We start from the raw sequence: 21,304 nt of genomic DNA, 5'->3' as shown, positions 1-21,304 counted from the left end.
ATGAAAAAGACAATACGTGCCATCCTTAACGGAAAAAAAGCTGGGAATCCAGAGTTAAGAGATGCAATCATGAAAATGAGAGAAAAAGGCATCGACGTACAGGTGCGTGTGACGTGGGAATCTCAAGACATGCCGCGGCTAGTGAAAGAAGCGGTTGATGAAGGCATTGAACGTATTGTTGTCGCTGGTGGCGATGGGACCGTCAATGAGGCGGCTTCTGCGATTATTCAAATTGACGAAGAAAAACGCCCTGAGTTAGCCATTATTCCCCTTGGTACCGCCAATGACTTTGCTACCGCTATTCAAGTACCTAATTCCATTAAGGCGTCTTTATCTCTTGCTGTTGAGGGGCAGTCCGCTTTGGTCGATTGCGTCAAAGCGAACGATCGCTGCTTTATTAACGTGGCAACAGCAGGGTTTGGCGCAGAAGTTACAGCAGAAACGCCTGTTGAACTCAAAAACTTTCTTGGCGGCGGAGCTTACACGCTAACTGGTGTTGTAAAAGCACTTGGCTTTAAACCATATGACGGAACAATAACGATTGAAGGTGGTGCGTATCAGGGAGAAATGTTGCTCGGCGCGTTTTGTAATGGGCGCCTTGCTGGAGGTGGGCAAGAGTTAGCTCCAAAAGCGATGATTAATGATGGGCTGATGGATCTAACATTGGTGTGCCCATTTTTACCTCATGAGCTGCCTAAAGTAATCGACGAGATCAATAACCCGAGTGAGAAAGGAGAGTTTGTGAAGTACACAAGAGCAAGCTGGTTGGAGATAGACTTCCCGAATCCATTGCCTCTTAATTTAGATGGAGAACCTTATCATTCGAGAACCATTAGATTTGATGTTCAGCCTAAGAGTATACGATTAGTCGTACCGCAAGATTGTCCTTGCTTGACTAGCTAAACGAGCGTTTTCCATGATTATTGCTTAACACAGCCACTAAAATGTGGCTGTGTTGTTTTTGTTGAGGTATTAGTCAACTTCTTAACGTTTTTGAATGGTCTCAACGTCTATCTGCGTAGCTGTCCAATCTGAATCAACCTCTCCTCGAATCATTACGGTATCTTTTGGTGTCACTTCTTGACCCATCCAATCTTCGTTGTCGATCTCTACTTCGATCTCACCAGTGTTGTCTTTGAACAAGTAAGTCTCGTTACCAAATGATTGAACAATATGCCCGGTTAGCACTACAGCGCTGTCGTCGGTTGCGTTGCGCGCCTCTTTCACCGTATTGATTGCACTGACTTCTGGACCATTAAACGCGGCGAAAGCCGAGCTTGAAAGTAGAGCAAGCATGGATGTTAACAATACTCTTTTCATTATCATCTCCTTATATTAGAAGTAATAAGTTGTGCCTACGTTAAAGGATGCAGTGTTTGCGTAGCTGTCTAGTTGGTATTTAGCGTTTGCGCCAATCGTGAGCTTTGGCAACACTTGGTATTCCGCGCCCACAGAGAACATTGCGCCTAACTCGTTGCTTTTCTCCGAGCTATGGAAAAGCGTGTTGCTTATTTCCACATCGTTATTCGCGACAAGCTCATATTCTTGATGTTGAGCAACCTTGGCGTCGTATTGTGTGTAAGTTAAACCCGCTTTGAATTTTGTTGTCCATTTATCACTTAATGCATAGCTAAACACTGGTGCTAGCGAGACTTGTTTGGCTGTGATAGAGGAATCCCAATCCATTTCATGATTGTAATCTTTGCCATCAATTGTCTTGATACCAAGGTCCTTAGAACGGCCGTCATCAAGGTCAAACTGGCTGTAACCTAGCTCAATTGCCCAATTGTCATTAAACGAGTAACCGATAAATCCTGAGAAAATACCATCCTCAAGTTCTGGGTTAAGTGTTACATTTTCAGCTGAAAAGTGAGGTTCCAAGTCATGGTCAGTGGTGCCTAGTCCATATTCCAGACCTACATAAGGAGCCGCAGATACCGAAACTGAGCAGGTAACGAGTAACGCAAGAATGGTTTTGTTCATTTTATTTTGCCTCTTCAAATCAACTTAATGAGTAGAAGCGCATTGTGTGTGATGAAGCGTGAAGTGATCGTGAAGAAACGAAAATATTTCAGAAAAAGAGCAAGGTGCGGTAAAGAAAAAATTGTTTTAATGAACATGCGCCAAGCTCTTTATATAAAGTGTGTTAACTTGCGGCGACGTAACACACCGCAAATGGCACATTAAGGCGGGTAAACTCTTTAATCCAACGCCATTGGTTGTCTTGGAGTTTATCGCCTGGCCCTTTTACTTCAATCCATTCGAACTCGTTTCCTTTAAAAGCAATCAGATCAGGCATCCCATTGCGGTAAAGCTTTAGGTCACTCAATTGTATTTTAAATAGCGCCATCAACATGTTAGTTGGGATTGTATCGAGTGCTGTTTCGAGTAGTTCTTTACTTATTAAGCTCCAATGCACAAATGGATTGCTGATACCAAACTTCTCATCGTAATTTGTCAATAACGTATGAGTGTTACCCGTTTCCAATTCGTCAAACGCCGCATCTATCAAAGCTTGGCGCTTGGTAACAAAATCCGAGTGATATAAATCTAAAGGACGGTGTTGATAAGCGTTAATGAATGCCCCTTCAATAGGAGCAAAAATCGCATCCCAAAAAGTGAGACCAAGTAATGCATTAAGCAGTGCATTTTCGGCGTAAAATACAGTCCAGCCTAAGGACTCAAAATACGCTTTGCTGGCGAGTTCGACTCTCTGTTGAGATAAATCCAGTTCAAGGCGGTATTCCGTACAGGTTGGCTTCGTCACTCTTGGCACTTTCTCGCCTTGTTTTCGTTTTAACCGTTGCTCAAGTTTTTGTGCAACTTCGAGCTCAGACACATCGATCGGTGAGTTAAGCATATCTGTGACAATGTCACCAAATAAATCATCATGGTTTAATTTGTCATAGATACGTGCGCGTCGTTCTCGGCTCGGTGTGAGTTGAGTTTGGCCAAATAGAGACAGGGCGGTCTCTAGATCATTAAGCCGTTCGTAATCACGTGCTATGGCATTCAACATGTGCTCGCGTTTACGATCTACGCAACGGTGTTTAACGGGCTGAGGCATTGCCTCAATTAATAAGTCGAGATTGGCTTTGTCTTTTCGGTCAAATTGCCAGTACAGGTTGGCCAACTGGCTCAGTTCAATTAAACGGTCTATTTGCTCACGTGAATCAAAGAAACGGCGCACTTTACTCAATTGATATTGCTCGAACTGATGCAAACCTAAGTCATCAAGCACAAACTGACTTAAGTCTTGATGGGTGTTGGCAAAAAACAGAGTGAGCAACACGTCGATCATATGAGCTGAATTGAGTTTGACGATCGTAAACTCAAGCTTCTCTATACGATCAAATTCCGCATTACTCAAACGTTCGACAAGGGCGTCTTTCTTGAGTGATTTCGGCAGTTCGGGATAAAGCGCAGAGATTTCTGGTTTGGTCAGTAAATTGGCCGCTAACTCTTGATGAGAAAGGTGTGGGGAAAGGGCTACAAACTCATGCTGACTCAATTCTACCAGTGCTTCATTGATAGAAGGTATTTCTTGATAACTCAGCTTATCGCTTCGAAACCAACACCCCTTTCGGCTGTATAAACGCACCAAAAGGCACTGGGCGTGTTTGCTCAAAGAATCAAACGAGCAAAGCCATGCGTGTTCTTCCTTGGTCAGTAAATCGCTGTACCAAGTTACTGCGTGATGAGTCAGCTTGAAGAAGTTCTCTAGATAGTAGTCTGGTGCAAGTTCGATAGGGCTTTCCATAAACGACCGATAACAAAAAAGGCTTAACCCATAGGTTAAGCCTTTTTGCTATCAAATCAATTCGCAATTATGCGTTTTTTAGCTGTGCTACTTTCGCTTCAGACAATGGCTTAGTGATGAACGCAAGTACGATACATACTGCCATCATTGCAGAAGAAATTGTGTAAGCCAAGGTGTAGCCGTCGCCATTTGTCATCGAGAAACCAACAACCGCTGCGCCGATTGCACCACCAATACCCCATGCAGTGTAAAGTACGCCGTAGTTAGTTCCGTAGTTTTTCAGACCGTAGAACTCAGCCGTTAGAGTAGGGAATACCGCTAGAAGTGTACCGTAACCTACCGCTGCGATTGCTGTACCGATGATCAGTGTAAACTCAGAGTCGAACGTCGCGAACAGCACCATGTTTACGCCTTGTAGAACGAACGCGAGTAGAAGCGTACGAACACCGCCGATTTTATCTGCAAGCATACCCGCGGCAACACGACCGCCAGAGTTGAATACAGCAAGAATAGACGCTAGGTAAACCGCGTTTGGCAAGTTTGCTTGAACGCTTGCGATTGTCGTGATGTTACCAATGATCATTAGACCAACAGAAGCTGCAAACGCGTACATGATCCATAGAGAGTAGAACTGTGGCGTTTTCAACATTGCTTTCCAAGTTAAGTCATCTGACTTTTTCACCGCTTTAGGTGCTTGGCCTTCTTTTACTTTAGGCTCAGCAGGTGTGTAGTCTGCTGGTGGGTTGTTGATGGTTGCTGCAAGAGGAACTGCAATCGCTAGGATACCAACACCAAGAACCATAAAGCTAGTTTGAATGCCCATGCTGTCTATTAGCGCAGAAGTTACTGGCGCAAGGTAAATAGCCGCTAGACCGAAACCTGCCGCAATAATGCCGTTAACCATACCTTTCTTCGAAGCGTGGAACCACTTCATCGCAGAAGGTGATAGGCATGCGTAACCAAAACCGATACCTGCACCTGTGATCACACCGAATGTAATGTTCAACATTAGTGGAGAGTTCACAAAGCCAGACGCGATCATGCCCAGACCTGTAAGAACAGTACCTAGGATAAGGATCATTCGAGGGCCCATGCGGTCTTGAAGAATGCCTGCAATAAGAAGACAGATAGAGAAAGTGATGGTTGCAGTTGCGTAAGGTGCAGAAGCTTCTGCAGCACTCCAGCCTGATTCAGTTACCAGTGCCTTGTTGAATACACTCCAAGCATACAGGATGCCAAGACAAAGGTTGATACAGAACCCTGCTAACAGGATGCGCATAGCTTTATCAATCTTGCTCATTTTTATTCTCAGTTTTTCCTCTTATTGGCAATGCCGCAAAGAAGGTTGGTTTAAAGATGTTTTTTCTCAAAATTAGTTTGCGTTTTTCAACGTTTAACGCAATGAGCGCGGATTATAACCAATAAATATGTGATTGGAATCTCTTTTTACGGTTACTGATAAAATAATTTGCAACATTAAAAGTGGATGTGAATTCATGGTTTTGTATGTAGTAAGAACGTTGTAAAAAAGTGATATTTTTTGTTCGCTAATAACGAATGATGAGTCAAGACAGAGAGGTTTTACGCTGTTGAGTGCACAGTTCACATTTCAAATAAAAAATTTCAAAATGTTTCCATGTTAACCATCTGTAACAAAAATGGCGAATTTATCATCTAACTGTCGTAAGTATCAGATGCAAAGGGTTTCTTAATTTTTAATTGTTAACCTTTTGTAATAATTGAAGCTGATTAGCTTTTATGTTCATTAAGTGAGCAAAAAAGTAACTTGTAATTGCTGATTTTAGGCGCAGAATATAGTGAAAAATGAGTTTTCATTTATGAAGGGATGCTTTTTAGATTTGTTGTGAGGTGACTTATGAAACTGTTCCTATTACTCATGGCCTCGGTATCCGCTGGTATCGCATCAGCAGACCACATCCATTCATTTATGTTGGGCTTATCTATTGCTTCTTTAGCGGTAGGTAGCTGTTATTTCCTCGCATTTCGCAGCTCGCGCTTTCCACAGCTTGCTTTATTCCTACTCATTTGCGGTATGCTTTCTAAGTTGACGATAACCGTAGTCGGTGTGATGTGGGGAATGTCCGCGGAATTAATCACGTCTCCAATCGTATTCGCACTTTCATATTTATTCTTTTCGCTTGCCGTTACCTACTTATGGTTTAGCTACAGAGAGAGCATCACTAAGATTCCTGACCGATTTAAGTCAGCGTAAATCAACACATTAGAATAAAAAAAACGCCAGCACATTTGCTGGCGTTTTTAATTAAACGTAATTTTGTTCGGATATTGCTTTTAGTTTGATCGTGGCAATACCGTTAGGCACTCATTGGAACAAGCACCATAGTACCAATAATCACCGTGATAAGGCCTGCTAGAACTGGAACGGATGTGCGTTTTACAACCTCAAACGGGCTGATGTTTGCCATACCTGATGTCGCAACGATTACGCCAGATACTGGTGAGATAGTACGGCCTAGGTTTGATGCTTGAAGCATCGGGATAATTAGGAAAGCAGGGTTTAATCCCATTTTCGCAGCCAAAGATGGTGCTAACTCCACGAACGCATAAAAAGGCGCGTTACCCGAACCCGTTGCAATTGCTGCTGCAACTGTCAATGCAGTTAGAATAAGCATTAAAGCAACGCCGCCTGCACCAGCATTATCTGCTAGATGAAGTAGGTTATCGATAGCTCCGATAGACATCAGACCTTGTGCAAAAACCCCTGCGGCAACCAAAAGCATCACAACGCCTTTGAACGCGTCAGCCATGCCTGCGTAACAAGAATCTAAATCTTCTAGTGATTTCTTACCATCGAACTTATTTACAACATAATGGATCAGAGCTCCAAGGAAAATCGAACCAACCACAATAGTGTAGATGTCTAGACTAAGTCCTGGAATGGTACGACCGTTGAATAGGAAAACGCCGATGATAGGTAGAAAAGGAAGAGCTGCATAAAACGCTGGTGCGTCAGCTTTGATCTCTGATACATCAATTTTTTCCATTGGTGTATTTTCTTTCTTATCTAAGTATTTGTTCCAGAAGAACGCTGCCGCTGCCATGACGATGATTGCGCAAATAGAAACAGGCAACACAGTTTGTACCGCAAACACATCAAGCTCTAAACCAGACTTTTCTGCTGCGATAACAACATCACCAGAAGTAGGAGAAAGGATGATTGCCGCTGGAGAGGCACACACTGCAACGGCTGCTGGACGAGAAATGCCCATCGCGACCATCATTGGGAATAATGTCGCCATTAATAGTACGCCAAGGCCTGTTGCAGAACTTACCGCAAGAGACATTAAACACGCCACAATGTAAGCCGCTACCAAAAGGACGTAAGGAGACTTGATGACAGAAAGCGGTTTAGAGAACTGTTTCACTACCACGTTGTTCGCGCCGATATGAGTCATGTATGACGCAAAACCACAAAGCAGCATGATTTGCATACCAAGACCGCCACCGCGGTATTGAAGCATGTATTTCACGTATTCAAGCGCATCTGTCACCATGTTACCAGTTGAGGTGATTTTTGACGGCAGCACGTCGTGCCCCAAAACGCCAGTCATAAGAAGTAAAGCAATACCAGCTGTCAGTAACACGCCCGCAGCTTTATAGCCTTTGACAATAAAGTAACCCACCGCAATGGTAACCACTAAGCCAATTAAGAGCTCTAACATAGGGATCTCCGAATGTTATGTAAAAAAGAAAGAAACTGTTTCAGTTTATGACAAGGAATTTACAGAATTCTTAGCTGTGGCACGAGACAAATATGGGGCTTGCATGATCTGAGACAAATAATAATTTAATAAATAATTTCGTTAGATTGTATTGTTGGAATTTGGTTTTCTAAGTGTTATGTGCTGGTTTGAAGCTATTTATAGGAAGGAAAATATGACTAGGAAAGTGAATGAATAATGAGTGAATTGATTCACAATAGGAAAAAGACTTTACTCAATAAGCAATTGTTGGAAAACACTCTTCACAACAAAAAAGCTTCGCCGAAGCGAAGCTAAGTAATCGTAAGAATGAGGATAAACTATGCGTATCGACGAACCATAAGGTTCCAACTACGTTGCTGCCGTTCGAACTCTGCTTTAATTTGCTGGTATTTCATTTTCGTTACAGAACATTCGTATTTTTTTACCACACTGGCAGTTTTAGCACCGAGTACTTCTTTGCGCATCTCGTAGTATTCCTGCATGTGATGAACTAGAGTATCAAACTCGTGCTGTAGCTGATCGAGGATTGTTTGCGTGTTCGGTTTCGATTCTAGCTTTTCTCTTGCTTTCTTCAAAAGTTGACTCGCACGGGCTTTTTCAATTCTAAATGTAGGCGTTGTGCGCAACTTAGATGTAAGTCCTAGCCAAGAACATGACTTTATCAACCACTTCGTTGGGTCGTAATGCCACCAATACACGCCATTGCGATAGTCATTCTCGAAAATATGATGGAAATTATGGTAACCCTCTCCAAATGTGAAAAAGGCGAGTACACCATTATCGCGAGCAGTGTTTTTGTCTGTGAAAGTTTGCTTACCCCAAATATGTGCGAGGGAGTTAATGAAAAAAGTTGTATGGTGACTCATAAATAGTCGAGCCGCACCAACGACCAATAACATCCCCCAGATATCACCGTAGATCAGTCCTAGTATGACTGGGAAACCAATATTAGTCAGTAGGGCAAGTGGAACATAATACTTATGCTGCCACATGACGATTTTATCGCGCTTTAGGTCACGGCAGTTTGTATATTCGTTTTCCTTTGATTTATTGTAATCACGTAACATCCACCCAATGTGAGAATACCAAAAACCCCGCTTGGCTGAGTACGGATCTTTATCGTTATTGTCGACATGTTTGTGATGCACACGATGATCAGAAGACCAATGTAATGCACTATTTTGCAAAGAAAATGCTCCTCCAATCGCAAAAATGGCGCGCAAAATAGGATGAGCTTCGTATGTTTTGTGGCTCCAGAGACGATGATAGCCTGCTGTAATAGAAAGGTTAGTGAAACTAAATGCAATCACTCCCCAAATTAGATGTTCCCAACCTAGTCCAAAATGATATGCATACCAAGGCATTACAATAAAAGTCAGAACAAAACTGGCAGAAAATATTAATGTATTCAACCAGATAACAGGTGGTTTGTTTTGAGTCACAGGTGTATCCCTAACTTTGAGCTAACAACTGTTCGCCAGAATATCAGCGTACACATGTAAGTCAAATTAAAGTTAGACAAATGTGACTATTCCTTTGGGTGTAGATTAAGGAACTTGATGGGATATTTTGCTTTTAATTGAATAATGAGTAGTATTAAAAAATGAGCTCTGGCTTAAGGTGTATAAAATCTGCCAAGAAACAAGTGTTATAAAGGTGGAATATACCGAGACTCTATAAAGAAGCAAAAATGTAAGAAAATAGGAATACGTAATGGATTTACGATTAGCGGAATATAAGGACTACGAGCGCATTGCGCATCTTCATGCGGATAGCTGGAAGCGTCATTACCGTGGCATTCTTAGTGATAACTATCTTGAGAAAGAAGCGATTGACGACAAACTACTGATTTGGCAAACCCGTTTGACCAACCCACCATTCAATCAGCACATTGTCTTGGCGGAGGAGGGAGGTTTGCTACTTGGCTTTGTTTGTGTGTTCGGCAACCATGATTTCGAGCGTGGAACCTTTATTGACGCATTGCATGTTGATGACAGTTACCGTGGTCGTGGGATTGGTAAGCAGCTATTACTTGCTGTCGCAGAATGGCAACAGCAGTACTTTAAAGACACAGGTCTTTATTTAGAAGTTGTGTCGCAAAACATTTCTGCGATTGAATTCTATCGCCACATTGGTGGTCAAGAGGATCAAGAGCGAACTTGGCGCGCACCTGATGGCAAAGAGGTGTTAGAAAAAGTATTCCGTTGGAAGAACGCCCAGTCATTAGTTAGTGGGATTGAGGAAAACGTGATTTACTCCTAACCTAGCGTTCTAAAACATTAGATAAGAGCAGTCTCAACACTGCTCTTTTTTGTTTATGCACCCTAACGTTATGTTTTATTGAAAGCTTTCTAGAAGTTAACCCCCATGGCTTTTAGTTCGAGCTCACATTGCTGAGCATTTTCAAACTGAATAGCAGCCATGCCAACTGCTCGGGCACCTTCAACATTGTAAGGCATGTCATCAAGAAATACTGTCTCTTCGGGGTTAAGCTGATACTTTGAAAGTAGAGTTTGGTAGATCTCCGCTTGTGGTTTTAGTAATTGAACTTCAGAAGAGATGATTGCTCCATCAAACAGTGGCCAAAACTCATAGGTAGTACGAAGATGTTCCACAATTTCGTTGATGTTGTCTGTGAGCGCATATACGCCATATCCGGCTCTTTTTACTCGTTTTAACAGCTCTATACTGCCGTAAAGTAATATTTGAGTGTGTTTTACATAATAAAAGAAGCGGTCCATTTCTTCCGTCGTTACTTGGTGTTCACGTTGATAACGCTGTTTTGCTTCCCTTTCGGAGATCGTCCCTTTATTTAAATCTTTCCAGATTTGTGATGAAAATAGCATCTGAGCCATTTTCTCTGATTCTACGGAACCACCAAATGTTAAGCGAACGATTTCTACTGGAGACCAGCGTACCAACACATTACCTACATCAAAAATGACATTTTTTATCTGGACAGAATTCATAACACACCCCAAGCCAATTGTTCTTCACCACGCTATATGCGGTGAGTGCTGTTTTTGAATCGTTGGAAAGTCGTGCCAAAGGCGCGACTTAAGTTTCTTACACAAAATGAGATTAACATCCAATTGGATACAGAGCGATTATCGCAAAATTGCACTAAACTATATGCAACTTTGTTTATTTGGTTGTAAATCAAGTGTAGCTGTCTTAAAAGATTGAAACTAAAGATAAGTATTGCGAGCTGTTTACGTCATTTCGCGCTGCTTATAAATGATGATTAATATATAATTAGTTAATAATAAAACGATAAAAGTGAATAAAAATCACACTATTGTGCGTCAGGCGGAGTAAGCAAAACAGATTATATGGACTCGATACGTAAGGTTTATCAATATGCAGAACCAAACCTAACTCTCGTTGGCTGGATGGGGTTTCTTGGCTTTCCGCTGTACTACTTTGTCTGGGAGTTTGCCTTTCCACAGGCTTATGAAAATTTACCCCTTAGATTGTTTTGTTCGTTATTGTTTTTCGGAATCATTTTTAGAAACCGCTTATCATCGACTTGGAGAGATTATGTTCCTATTTATTACCAAGTGACGATAACGCTGTGTTTACCGTTTTTCTTTTTTTATATGTTACTGATGAATGACTGGTCCAATGTATGGGTTATGTCGTTTATGTCTGCAATTTTCTTACACATTTTACTGGTTCATGTTACTAGGGTCATGTTTGCTCAAACCTTTGCTGGGATAGGCTTGGCCACATTCTTCGCTTGGGTTGCAAAAGGGTTCCATCTGGACCTGACCATGGATTGGACTCATGTGCCAATCTTTCTGTTTATTTATGTCTTCGGTAATTTGTTCTATTTTCGTAACCAAGTTGAACATGAAGCAAAAGTCTCGCTGGCAAAATCATTCGGGGCAGGGATTGCACATGAAATGCGTAACCCGTTGAGTGGGCTTTGCACTTCAATAGATGTTATCCAGTCGATCTTGCCCAACATGAAAGAGGCAGGAAAAGAGCAGTACGTCATGAGTGTAGAAGATGTCACCTTATTACGTGAAGTGAGTCAGGATGCAATGAACATTATCCAATCGGGTAATGAAACCATCGATTTATTGCTGACTTCGATTGATGAAAATCGAGTTTCTCGTTCTAGCTTCAAAAAATATTCAGCTCACTCGGTCGTTGAACAGGCAATTGAAAGCTTCAGTTATAAACGTGCCACTGATCGATTTGCCATATCGTTGGATGCGAGAAGTGAGTTTGAGTTTCTAGGTAGTGATACGCTGCTTAAATACGTTATGTATAATCTTTTCAAGAATGCCTTCCATCACCGTAAATCTGAAGATTTTCACATACATGTATCCATGATAAGTTCAGAACGCTTTAATCAAATTGTTGTAACCGATAATGGTGCTGGTATTGCTCCTGATGTTCTACGCAATATCTTTCAAGACTTTTACACCACCGGCAAATCAGGAAGTTATGGTTTGGGCCTACCGTTTTGTAAAAAAGTCATGCGTTCATTTGGGGGGAACATTGAGTGTCAATCTCAGTTAGGAGAGTGGTCTCAATTTACGTTAACTTTCCCACTAACGACATCTGATACCGTTACTGAAATCAAAAACGATCTGACTAAACTCAAAACCATTCTAACGGTGACTAGCCAAGATATCTTGGTGTCTAAAGTAACTGATATTAGCCGTTTTATGGGCTTTGACTCGACGATTTTAGATGCCAACCAAGTACTCAAAAAGAAAGAGTACGAGTTCGAATTCGATCTGATTTTTATCGATCTTGAGAGCTTAGATCCAAGAGCAAACCAATTGGATAGATTAGAATCTCTCTTGTCTTTCACTGAAGCACGCATAGTTTATCTTTTTGAGCATCATCCGACTCAGAGAGCACGTAAGGCTGCATATGAACCTATTTGGATCGAAACGCAAGCCTGGTTATTGAATACTAAACCAACTATTGAGCGTCTCTTATATGATTCAAGCTATGTATCGACACCAACGGCCTCGGTGACGTTAGATAATTCAAATAAGCGCACAATTATGGTCGTGGATGATAATGAATCTTTGCGTAAATTCACGGCAATGTTACTTGAAAAGCAAGGCTTTGAAGTGATTCAGAAAGAAGACGGGCAGCAGGCTCTGGATACACTAGAGCAAGAAGATGTTGATCTCATTCTGATGGATATCGAAATGCCAATTATGGATGGTGTAGAAGCGTCTAGGCGAATTCGAAGCTCGGATAAAAACTATGCGTCGGTACCTATTATTGCGCATACAGGGGATAGTTCACCTGTCACGTTGGACAAAATTGGGTCTTCGGGTATGTCTGACTTCATCGTAAAACCGGCGGATAAAAATCGTTTGTTCGATAAAATCGCAAACTGGATCTAATCATTCGCGACTTGTTTTCTTGAGGCGAGTTGCTCACAACGAATAACACGAATAAAGAGCTCAGCAAAACTGTTGAGCTCTTTAGTTTTATCTACACACTAACTTACACAAACTCTAAGTCAGGGTGTGCAAATGCTTGTTGGCAGACAGTGAGTACATGATCAACTTCAGCAGCTGTCATGTCTGCATTGACTGAAAAACGGATGATGTTTTTGTTCCTTCCAGTTGCAGGGCGGCAAAACACTGCGCCGTAAACATTTCGCTCTTCGAGAAAGTCGCGGACTCGCTCAGTGTTTCTCTCGTTACCACATTCTAATGCGATAATTTGTGATTCACTGCGAATAGTAAATCCAATGCGTTTTAAACCAACGGCTAAAGACTTGGCTCTTTCAAACAGAATATCTCGCTTATCATCTGATTTTCTTATGACGTCCAGTGTTTTCTCTAGCCGAATGATCTCTTGCGGTAATACGGTAGAACTAAATATTGCAGGGTACGCCACAAATGGAAGCGTCTTCGCCAGTTTTTCTGGGCCTAAAATCGCGCCAGCACGATAAGCAAATGTCTTGGCAAGACTAACGGTAATAAAATCTACCTTATGAGTTAAGCCAAGACCCTGCAGTATCCCCGCACCTTGTGGACCGTGTGTACCTAAAGAGTGTGATTCATCTACAACCAGGCCGCAGTCAAACTCCTGTGCTATTTCGTAGATATCACGTAGAGGAGCGATGGTCCCGATAGTGCTGTAAACCGAATCCACAACAATGATCCCTGAACCGTGACGTGAAATCTGTTTTCTTAGGTGACTGGTGTTGTTATGCATGAACGGATGAATTTGTGCTCCGGCAATACGTGCGCCTTCCCACAAAGACATATGTGCAAAGAAATCAATGTACACAGGTATGTTCGGTGCACAAATAGTCTGCAATAAACCGACATTCGCAGCCCAACCAGATTGAGAAAGTAGACAACTAGGCATACCAACGAAACTGGCTAGTTGCGTTTCAAATACAGGTTTCGATTCATCGTCTTGTAAGAAAATCGCGGACATCACGACGTTGTCATCGTGCTGGGAAATCGCATCACGATGCGCGTTTTGAATCTCCTTATTATGAGACAGTGCAAGGTAATCATTGCTTTGCAGGACAACGGCATTACACGGTGGGCGTTTACCAAGAACAAGGTGTTTTTTGTTCTCATTCGGTTCGATTAGATCTTGAATATAAAAATCTAGGCGTTCCTCGATAAAGGAGGGAAGTGGTTTGCTTTGTATAGTTTCACTCATAATAAATCTCTTCTTCATATGGAAAAACGCCAGCGCTGACACTTATTCATATTGCGGATTTTGGGGAGAGTGTCACTAACCAGGTTGCATAAGTTTGCAGACCCTTGCAAACTCGACATTTGAGGGTTGGATGGTGGCTGTAACTCTATAGGGGCCCGGGGTCTAAACTAGTTTGTGCTTAAAGTTTATACGGCGATTTTGCGGTGTTTTTTCGTGCTTCATATCTGGGATTTTGGATGAGGAATATAAAGTTTGAAAAGTGAAAAAATGGGCGCATTAGATAACAAAAAAGGCGCGAAAATCGCGCCTTGAAACATGAGTAGATAAGAGACAAGCTTATCGCTTATTACGTAAATAGCGCTTACGACGCTCTTCTTTACGCTTCGCTTTCTCTTCTTCTTTACGGGCGGTTTCAATCTCGACTTCAATCAGCTCTTGAGTGATCATTTCTGGGCGTTCTAATGTAATTTGGCCCAAAGTGCCTTGACGAAGTTCGTGCAATAAGATCTCTGATACTTTGTGCAAGTCAACACGTCCACCTGCACGTAGTGCACCGCGGCGACGACCAATTTCTTCCATGATCTCGATATCTGATTCTGGAAGCTCTTCAATTTGATAACGCTCTTTAAGCTTGTCTGCATAATGAGCTGCTAGGTATTCAATGGTATAGAATGCGACTTCGTCATATTCCATCGCTGTATCTTTTACCGCGCCAGTAGCCGCAAGGCGGAAGCCACTGTGTGGATTTTCCACTTTTGGCCATAAAATCCCTGGAGTATCAGATAATACGATGCCATTTTGCAGGTTGATACGTTGTTGACGACGTGTAACCGCGGGTTGGTTACCTGTTACAGCGATTGTTCGGCCTGCGAGGGTGTTAATGATCGTCGACTTTCCAACGTTTGGGATACCCATGATCATGGTGCGAATGTTTTTACCAATTTCTTCTCGGTGTGGGGCAAGTTTGCGGCAAAGCTCCATGATTCGATGTACTTCTTGTGGTTCAGAAGTCGTGATCGCCATTGCTTTTACATGTTGCTCTTGCTCCAAGTGCTCAATCCACAGTTGAGTTAACTCTGGATCGGCCAAATCACGTTTGTTCAAAACTTTAACGACAGGTTTGTCACCACGGATTTGAGAAATCAAAGGGTTTTCACTACTGAAAGGAATACGAGCATCCAGTACTTCGATGATCACATCCACTTGAGGGATTGCTTCTTCGATCTCTTTACGTGCTTTGTGCATGTGGCCAGGAAACCACTGGATTGAGTTATTAACCATTTGAATTTAATACCTTAATTTTTCTAATGCTCCAGCGGTTGTAAAAGTAGCAATGTGAATCTTGAGTGACACAATACTAGAACGCATTTTCTAAAACTGTGTTTACTTCAAGCTGCTCGAAACCGCGGAGTTGAGCTTTCTTTCATGTTAATGCGTCAGTTTATCATGGAATGATGATGAATCATTCAAGATGAAAGTAAAAAGCTATGGCGTGCAAACCTAAAAGCACACATCCCTTATGTATACCGACTCGCAGTGAATATCCGTCTGGGTGAGAGACCGAACGCAAACGCTGTGTAGTCAAAGGTGGATTGTGTTGTCAGATTGTTCTGACGAATTTTGGTTTTCTGCTTTTATATCAAAATTTTATTTTTATTTCGCTATTGAGCGAAGTTTGACTTTTATCTGACAAAAACTAGTCTGAGCTTCCATTCAGAGGAAGCAGTCATGCTCAGTATTCTTAGAAGTATTACGGTATCGTCCGTCGCCTTAATTTTTTTAGCGAGTTCTTTTTGCTCAACTGCCAAACCGAGTCCTAAACCGAAGGTCATCGTTGGTGTTATTGCGCAAGACGAAGCTAAAGACTCGTTTGACGGTAGCGTTGGTCCTTCGTACGGAATTAGTCTTGAGTATTTGTCTAACATTACTAAAGCTCTGGATTATGAGTTAGAACTTCGGACTTACAAGCATATTCCGTCTTTACTTGCGGATGTCGAAAGCAAGAGGATTGATGGTGCGGTTGGATTTAGTAAAACAGCAGCAAGAGAAAAGCGTTTCTTGTTTTCGATGCCTTTTTTTCGAGCACTATCGCTGTTTGGTATCGGAATGCCACTTACCGAGATAGTGATGCGCGTGATCTTAAATGGGTGTGTGTTGAGGGCAGTGTGTATTGTGACAACCTCACTGAACGCGGTATCGATAAGATACATTACGTTAAAACACGTTTAGAGGCGTTTAATGAAGTTAAGCGAGGTAAAGCGAACGCGCTGATTTACACTTATGTTGGTATTACCCAATATTTGGATTTGAATGACATTGTAAAAGGGGTTGTCGATATTCCCAGTTGGTTGAAAAACGAAGAGGTGAGTTTTATCGCTTCGTTGGACAAACAGAGTCTGATCGATGACATCAACAAAATCCTTCAGTGGGAGCAAAATGGAAAAAACATTCGCTCCGTCGCCTCGAAAAATCCTTACCATATCAGTGATAAGTTATTGGTAGATTACCGACGTAATCATCAAAACAAACTAGTGATAACTTACAGCAGCAGTGACGAAGCTTATCCGTTTCTCTACCGAGATTCGCAAACGGGTGAGTTAGACGGTTTCTTTCCAGACTTCATCGACTTATTGCAGTCTCGTACTGGCTTGAGCTTTAAGTATGTGAAACCGACGTCGAGCCTTTCCAATGGATTAACGGCATTTGATGCCGATATAGTCCCCATCTCTTATGTGGGTGAGCTACCTAAGTCAGATTGGTTGTTCACTAAACCATTCATGCACAGTAATTACGTGGCTATCCAAGCGGAGCAGAGCAAGCGCGATAAATCTGCACTGAAAGAAGCGGGTATTCTGCTCACTTTGAAAAAGCAAGGGTTAGTTCATTTGGGCACTTGGCAGCAAGGCCAAGTTGATCATTATGATGATTTGAAGAAGCTGCTTACCGATTTGAAATCGGGCGTTTTGGATGTGGCTTACATTCCTGACGACATCGTTCACAACATGATTGCACAAGATCAAGTCAATGGCTTGGTGATCAATGCGGAGGACGTTTTGACGTTCTCTAATGCATTTGCGGTTGCAAACCACAATACACAACTGCAACACATGTTGAACAGCATCATCGAAACCATTGATTCTAACGAGATCGAAAAACTGCTGCGTTCTCACCGAAGCTTCAAACTGACTTATGGCTATGACGCGGAGCAGATCGCTACATTTGTTGTTGCTGGTTCATTCATATTCTGTCTCATGTTAATTGCGGCGTATTTCATCTTATCTCACATGCGACTTAAAGTGAGGTTAGCCGAATTTAATGCTGACAATGAGGAAGCGGAAAAGCAATGGCTGATGGACATCATCAAAGAGATCAATAGCTTGGTTTTTATCCATAGTGAAAATAACCATATGGAGATGAGCAATTGTGCCAACTACAACAGTAAACAGTGCCAACAATGTAAGTTGAAAAGTGATTCTGCGCACGCTCCTCTGGTGAATAATTTTGATGAACTAACCACTGTTATCGCTGGAAAGCGTATTTCAGAAGAGGTTGCCTCGTCGGGCTGTGAACTTGATATTAAACATGTATATCGAGAACGCAAAGTCATCGCTTCTCCTAGCGGTAAGAACAAGTTTGTACTGACTGTTATTCAAGATATTACCCAGCAAAAAGAACGTGAGCAGGCGTTAATCGATGCGCAAAAAGAAGCGCAAACCGCGGTACGTGCGCGCGAAAACTTTTTGGCAACCATGAGTCACGAATTAAGAACGCCATTGTCGGCAGCACACGGCATCCTCGATTTGCTAAATCGCCAAGTGACGGCAGATTCAAATCGCGAGTTAATTGCCCAAGCCATACGCTCGCTCAATCATTTGAATACGCTAGTAGACGAAGTACTGGATTATTCAAAGTTAGAGGCAGGGCACTTAACCGTCGCCCCAGTTAAGACCGACTTGCTTAAAACCTTGTGCGATGTGTTTCGAAGCTTTGAACCACGAGCGCTTGCGAAAGGTTTGGATTACAAAGTGACAATCAAACCATTTTCGAATGCTTTCATTGAAATCGACGCGCTGCGATTGGTGCAAATTACCACCAATCTACTCTCCAATGCGGTGAAATTCACTGCCGAAGGAGAGGTTGGAATCAGTGTCATTCTTCATGAAAAGCAGCTTATTTTGAAAGTGGCGGATTCAGGTATCGGCATGACGGATGACCAACTCGAAGGCATTCTCAATCCTTTTGTTCAAGCGGATGACACTATTACGCGTAAATATGGCGGTACTGGATTGGGGCTAAGCATTGTTGACCGATTGATCGACTGCATGGGCGGCGTGCTCTACATCGATTCACAATTTGGCTTGGGCACGACGATTACTGTCAGACTGCCAATTGAGCATTGCGACTCTGAGCCAGACGTTTGTTTGAACTGGACGTATAGCGAGAGCTTACCACTTAATATTCGCCAGTGGTGTGACGCGTGGAAAATGCGTCCAGCGACGTTAAAAACAATGGTGGCGAACCTTCACCCTATACACGACAGCGATGCCAGTTTTAATGGCCTAATGCTGCGTGACGAACAAAGGGTACTTGGCAGTCTTACGCTAAGAGAGATTCAATATCCAGATACATTGTTCAATTTGCTCAGCCAAACGCAGCAAGAAACCAAGCTTAGTGACGTAAATCAAGAAGTGGTTTCTTGGGTTCTCGGCACGGTACTGGTCGCAGAAGATAATCCCATTAACCAAAGTGTGATAGCAATGCAGCTTCATGAACTTGGAATCGAACCTGTCATTGTGAATAACGGCCGCGAAGCATGGGAATACATCAACCAAGATGAAAACGTTGTGTTGCTGCTGACCGATTTTCATATGCCAGAAATGGATGGCTATGAGCTTGTTAGGCACGTGAAAAACTCCGAATTTAAAGCAATTCCAATCATCGGTGTGACAGCAGAAGATGCTCGTCTTGCCATTGAGCGCACACAGGATATCGGCATTGATGATGTGCTCTACAAGCCCTATGACCTTAATCAATTAAAAACCGTTTTGATTCCATTTATTGGCGAAAAAGAGAGGGGTAGGCTGCCCGGCTGGATTAAACGGTTCAAAGCACAGGACGCAAAAGAGATTGCGCGCGTGTTTAGTCAATCAATGTCTACAGATATAAAAAACTTAAACGCCGCATCGACTGAGCGAGACAAAAAACGGGTCATTCATGGCATCAAAGGAGCGGTTGGGGCGATAGGGGTAAGCATGCTGACTGAGCTTTGCATTGAGGCAGAACGAGTTACTGCTGCGGAGTTTGACAGGCGAACAGCGGAGCTAATTTTACGAATCGAGCAGGAGATCGAAAACATAAACTATTGGGTAGAGACAAATGAATACACAATTTAATGTGATGGTGATTGATGACCATCCGCTACAAACCACAATACTTACGCAAATATTGGATCGCTATTGCGCGCAAGTCATCCCTTTTAACTGTGTGGATGCCGCTATTCAGAGTGTGCAGGAACAACATTTTGACGTAATTTTTTGTGATATCCAAATGCCCGGAAAAGACGGCATCGATATGATGGAAATGCTCGATAAAGTCCAGTACCAGGGGCAAGTTGTACTGGTCAGTGCAATGGAATTGACCATTATTTCTGCGGTAAGAGCCATGTGCGAGGGATTTAGCTTTGAAGTATTAGGGAAGCTGCCTAAGCCATACGATGAAAATGAAGTCGTTGATTTGTTGGGTAAAATAAAAGATGAAAAAGCGAAACAAGTCAGCTTTGCTCAACCTATTGAAGTGGAAGATCAAGAATTCCTGTTTGCTCTGGCTGAAGGGCGAGTGAAAAATTATTACCAGCCTTTAGTCGATGTGCAAAGTGGGGAAGTGCTTGGGTATGAAGCGCTCGCGCGTTGGAATCATCCTATTTATGGTGTGTTACCCCCTCATTATTTTTTGCCAATTGTAGAGCGTTGCCGCCTTTCTGGAGAGTTGTTTCAAGCTGTATTGAGTAATGTTATCTATGACATGAAACACCGCGGATTGACGCAAAACGTATCCATCAATGTAGACCATGAAAACATAGAAGATACGGCGTTCTCTCATTACTTTTTACAGCAATGTTTAGAGAGCGAGATTGACCCATCACAAATCACCATTGAAATTACAGAGCGAGATACATTTCAGACTAGCGCGTCCCTGTACAAGAATTTACTCAAGTTGAGGATGAACGGTGTCACTGTCTCAATAGATGATTTTGGCACGGGGTCATCGACGTTTGAAAAACTGGCTCAACTGCCATTCAACGAGTTAAAAATCGATCGTTCGTTTGTACAAGGTGTCGAATGCGACATCAAAAAACGCAACATCGTTGTTGCTATTTGCGCGTTAGCGAAAAGTTTGAATATACGACTGGTCGCGGAAGGTATTGAAGACGAAGTCACACTGCAAGCGATACGTGAGTATGGGATTGATCTTTGCCAAGGCTTCTACATTGATAAACCCATGCCACTAGAAGCCATAACCATACTAAATGAAAGATATGAATAAATTGAATTACTTGATCTTTGACGATCATCCTCTCGTTTGTGTTGCAATCAAGTCATTGTTGGAAGAGTTAGGGAAAACAAATGGGGTATTTACTGCAACATCAGCGAAGATGGCATTACAAATATTGAAAAAGGAAGAAATTCAACTGTTGATCTTAGATGTGAACTTGGCAGATTGCGATGGGTTTGATTTCTACAAACGTATCAAATCCCATGGTTATGAAGGCAAAGTCATTTTCTTCTCCGCTGAAACTAGCCAAATGTACAGCCAAATGGCTTTTCGTTCTGGCGCTGATGGCTATGTGTGTAAATCGGAAAATCACGACATTCTTAAAGACGCGATAGAAGCGGTAGAGAAGGGGTATACCTTCTTCAAATTTAAGCAAGTTGTTAACAGCGTTCGAGAAATGCCACAACTTTCAAGCAGAGAAAGTGCAGTAATGAAGTATTTATTACAAGGAAAGTCCAATAGAGAAATCGCTTCAGTGCTATCAATAAGTGATAAAACAGTCAGCACATACAAACGCCGTCTATTGGATAAATTTAACGTAAAGAACATTGTTGAGCTAACAAGAGTGGCGGGGGCGTAAGAC

General features: G+C 42.3%; 15 protein-coding genes and 1 pseudogene. 7 read left to right on the top strand and 9 right to left on the bottom strand.

The genetic code is table 11. From position 1 onward, the window contains the following. Positions 1-903 carry a lipid kinase YegS gene (gene yegS / locus R7035_RS18695; RefSeq protein ID WP_250654656.1) on the top strand — a complete coding sequence of 301 codons (903 nt, stop codon included), beginning with the start codon at positions 1-3 and terminating at the stop codon, positions 901-903. Positions 904-984: 81 nt separating this feature from the next. Here yegS and R7035_RS18690 read toward each other — a convergent pair whose 3' ends face one another. The 4 genes from R7035_RS18690 to R7035_RS18675 form a co-directional block, all read right to left on the bottom strand. After that, positions 985-1,320 carry a YgiW/YdeI family stress tolerance OB fold protein gene (locus R7035_RS18690; protein WP_203345389.1) on the bottom strand — a complete coding sequence of 112 codons (336 nt, stop codon included), beginning with the start codon at positions 1,318-1,320 and terminating at the stop codon, positions 985-987. Positions 1,321-1,335: 15 nt separating this feature from the next. Further along, positions 1,336-1,983, bottom strand: coding sequence for an AcfA family outer membrane beta-barrel protein (locus R7035_RS18685; RefSeq protein WP_250654655.1), 648 nt, complete (start codon positions 1,981-1,983; stop codon positions 1,336-1,338). A 163-nt stretch (positions 1,984-2,146) separates the two neighbouring features. Next, positions 2,147-3,760, bottom strand: a complete 1,614-nt coding sequence (locus R7035_RS18680) for a VRR-NUC domain-containing protein (protein WP_318146223.1) — start codon at positions 3,758-3,760, stop codon at positions 2,147-2,149. Positions 3,761-3,827: 67 nt separating this feature from the next. Next, on the bottom strand, positions 3,828-5,060 hold the full coding sequence (locus tag R7035_RS18675) for an OFA family MFS transporter (RefSeq protein ID WP_005388232.1): 1,233 nt from the start codon (positions 5,058-5,060) through the stop codon (positions 3,828-3,830). Between the two features lie 576 nt (positions 5,061-5,636). Between R7035_RS18675 and R7035_RS18670 the strand changes: the two genes are divergently transcribed. Next, a complete protein-coding gene (locus R7035_RS18670; protein WP_171342908.1) occupies positions 5,637-5,993 on the top strand; it encodes an NADH:ubiquinone oxidoreductase in 357 nt (118 codons plus the stop codon). Positions 5,994-6,096: 103 nt separating this feature from the next. On the opposite strand, the gene dcuC is transcribed toward R7035_RS18670, so the two are convergent. Then, on the bottom strand, positions 6,097-7,464 hold the full coding sequence (gene dcuC, locus R7035_RS18665) for an anaerobic C4-dicarboxylate transporter DcuC (protein ID WP_005376528.1): 1,368 nt from the start codon (positions 7,462-7,464) through the stop codon (positions 6,097-6,099). Between the two features lie 359 nt (positions 7,465-7,823). Continuing rightward, the gene (locus R7035_RS18660) at positions 7,824-8,948 is read right to left on the bottom strand and encodes an acyl-CoA desaturase (RefSeq protein WP_005376527.1); all 1,125 of its coding nucleotides are present in this window, start codon (positions 8,946-8,948) and stop codon (positions 7,824-7,826) included. Between the two features lie 271 nt (positions 8,949-9,219). Here R7035_RS18660 and R7035_RS18655 point away from each other — a divergent pair, with 271 nt between their 5' ends. Next, positions 9,220-9,768, top strand: a complete 549-nt coding sequence (locus R7035_RS18655; protein ID WP_005376525.1) for a GNAT family N-acetyltransferase — start codon at positions 9,220-9,222, stop codon at positions 9,766-9,768. A gap of 89 nt (positions 9,769-9,857) precedes the next feature. On the opposite strand, the gene R7035_RS18650 is transcribed toward R7035_RS18655, so the two are convergent. Further along, positions 9,858-10,475: an HAD family hydrolase gene (locus R7035_RS18650; RefSeq protein ID WP_017635351.1), complete on the bottom strand. Its 618-nt coding sequence runs from the start codon at positions 10,473-10,475 to the stop codon at positions 9,858-9,860. 363 nt (positions 10,476-10,838) lie between these two features. Between R7035_RS18650 and R7035_RS18645 the strand changes: the two genes are divergently transcribed. Then, positions 10,839-12,884 (top strand): response regulator, encoded by a 2,046-nt coding sequence (locus R7035_RS18645; RefSeq protein ID WP_137282685.1) that lies wholly within the window; start codon positions 10,839-10,841, stop codon positions 12,882-12,884. 103 nt (positions 12,885-12,987) lie between these two features. Here R7035_RS18645 and cqsA read toward each other — a convergent pair whose 3' ends face one another. Next, positions 12,988-14,169: an alpha-hydroxyketone-type quorum-sensing autoinducer synthase gene (cqsA, locus tag R7035_RS18640; RefSeq protein WP_017635350.1), complete on the bottom strand. Its 1,182-nt coding sequence runs from the start codon at positions 14,167-14,169 to the stop codon at positions 12,988-12,990. Between the two features lie 336 nt (positions 14,170-14,505). Then, positions 14,506-15,450, bottom strand: a complete 945-nt coding sequence (gene ylqF / locus R7035_RS18635) for a ribosome biogenesis GTPase YlqF (RefSeq protein WP_005376521.1) — start codon at positions 15,448-15,450, stop codon at positions 14,506-14,508. Between the two features lie 447 nt (positions 15,451-15,897). Between ylqF and R7035_RS18630 the strand changes: the two are divergent. From R7035_RS18630 to R7035_RS18620, 3 genes and pseudogenes are all read left to right on the top strand, one after another. Continuing rightward, a pseudogene (locus R7035_RS18630) lies at positions 15,898-19,562 on the top strand (ATP-binding protein). Next, entirely contained in the window at positions 19,546-20,712 is a 1,167-nt protein-coding gene (locus R7035_RS18625; protein ID WP_054577835.1) for an EAL domain-containing protein, read from the top strand. Before R7035_RS18630 ends, R7035_RS18625 begins: the two are co-directional and overlap by 17 nt. Further along, positions 20,705-21,301 (top strand): response regulator transcription factor, encoded by a 597-nt coding sequence (locus R7035_RS18620; protein ID WP_017635347.1) that lies wholly within the window; start codon positions 20,705-20,707, stop codon positions 21,299-21,301. The genes R7035_RS18625 and R7035_RS18620 overlap by 8 nt, the downstream gene beginning before the upstream one ends. The last annotated feature ends 3 nt before the right edge of the window (positions 21,302-21,304 follow it).

It is taken from the genome of Vibrio sp. 1731 (assembly GCF_033339955.1).
In the GTDB taxonomy this organism is placed as follows: Bacteria; Pseudomonadota; Gammaproteobacteria; order Enterobacterales; family Vibrionaceae; genus Vibrio; species Vibrio alginolyticus.
Note: the sequence above shows the minus strand (reverse complement) of the source record. Positions and strands in the feature narration are given on the sequence as shown.